The organism is Salinicola sp., assembly GCF_982684285.1.
On sequence record NZ_CEXLVS010000469.1, the window covers coordinates 1 to 1,340 of the forward strand.

A 1,340-nucleotide genomic window follows, 5' to 3' on the forward strand; every position below is an offset into this window, starting at 1 on the left:
TAATTATATTTTTATTATTTATTATTTTATTAGTATTAAATTATTCAATATTTACATCGCCACTCACTAGGGCGGGTTAATAGATATTAATGGCGATGCATATGGTCGCCGCGAACGGATAAGTTTCGACTTGTTTGAAGCAATTCACCGCGATACTCAGGAGCTTACGAATAATCTGGATACGGCTATAGGGTTTCCGTTAGAGAGCAGACCGGACTTAGATTTTTTTATGCCACTATTCTTTAAGCCGTTTTTGAACATAGCGGACAAGACTCATAGAAAATATAAGGAGGCCAACAATGAAAAGTTGGATTGAAATACATTTGTGCGCAATGAAGTGGGTAACAAAAACAGAGGCTGGACTCTGTGACAAACACGCTGAGCCGGACTTCTACGATGTCGAAGTGCTAAACTACAAAGATGATGGCTCGATTGAAACCATTGAAGAGCACGAAGATATAAAGACTGGAGAGGAGGCAGCCAACAAGTTTGCCGAAATGATTGCCAAGTATCCGGACGCCGATTATGAGGAGATCTGGAACTGTTAGAAATAAGGAGACTTTGGTCTCCTTTTTTTATGTGTTAAATTAGCACACCTACAGGGGAAAGTAATGACATCAATAGCCAAGATGCGAGACGTAGCACAGCTACCAGAAGACGCACCGCTACGCCAATCAAAGTTTTGGAATCAAAGTGTCGAGAGTGTAAACCCTCAACAGGTGATGGCGTTCGTCAAGCGCATGGAGATTAAAGGTCTCGGCGACAGGGCCAAAGATGATGTTGTCGTGTTGCTGGACATGATTAGAAAGTGTGTGGCTTCTGGAGACATAACTTCCGCAAAGCTGGAAACATTTCAACTTAAAAGCAAGACCATCTGCATTGCACGAATAAGGCAAGAGTTGAGCGCTTTGACTATAGACAGGAGAGACGCTGTACTGTTCGCCATTGCGTCCGAAATGACGTTAGATGAAGTCGCACTGCTTAGATGGCAGGACGTCGATTTTAACATTTTAGACACACGGGCGAGAGAGTTGGTGCAGTATCGACCAAGACATATAAATACCAACTTGGTATTTTGGGAGTACGTCGGCAAACGACTAACCTCTATGTTGAATTTAAACGATCAGTTTGAGAAGGCAACGAACAAAACAATGCGTGATTACGCTGAAGCGTTGGAGCCACATCATCACGCAATGTCGGATAACGACTACTGGCTTTTGAGGCGTGCTTTTTGGAAAGCGTTACTTTGACGCTGACAACCTAAGACAAGTTAAGCAAAGCTAGGTAAAATAAAATTGAGTACCAAATTGAGTACCAAATTTGAAATGCCTTGAACATTA

At 42.2% G+C, this 1,340-nt stretch carries 2 protein-coding genes; both read left to right on the forward strand.

The features are described from left to right. Window positions 1-299: 299 nt before the first annotated feature. Window positions 300-548 (forward strand): hypothetical protein, encoded by a 249-nt coding sequence (locus tag AC3AYF_RS21165; protein ID WP_487780439.1) that lies wholly within the window; start codon window positions 300-302, stop codon window positions 546-548. A gap of 63 nt (window positions 549-611) precedes the next feature. Then, on the forward strand, window positions 612-1,250 hold the full coding sequence (locus AC3AYF_RS21170; protein ID WP_487780440.1) for a site-specific integrase: 639 nt from the start codon (window positions 612-614) through the stop codon (window positions 1,248-1,250). Window positions 1,251-1,340 lie beyond the last annotated feature (90 nt).